Origin of the sequence: Lentilactobacillus hilgardii DSM 20176 = ATCC 8290 (assembly GCF_000159315.1) — a bacterium.
Classification (GTDB): Bacteria; Bacillota; Bacilli; order Lactobacillales; family Lactobacillaceae; genus Lentilactobacillus; species Lentilactobacillus hilgardii.
Map to the genome: position 1 here is coordinate 1 of NZ_GG670097.1, position 216 is coordinate 216.

Below are 216 nucleotides of genomic sequence, written 5' to 3' on the forward strand. Positions count from 1 at the left end.
AATCCGGGATCAGCTTCAACCAGTTCATTGGCTTATAATGACCCAGCCTGGAGCCAATATAAAGTTGGCCGGGCGACCGTCGATGGCAAAGTTGTTTCTGATACTTCTGTATACTCAGGCGCTCAATTCACGGTCACTAAAGCTGCCTATACAACTCGTGAGGGCTCAGATGCACTCTGGTATCAAATTTCAGCTGCTCCGGCCAGTTCGGCAAGT

General features: G+C 49.5%; 1 pseudogene. It reads left to right on the plus strand.

The features are described from left to right. Nucleotides 1-216, plus strand: a pseudogene (locus tag HMPREF0519_RS14030) (hypothetical protein); the annotation flags it as partial.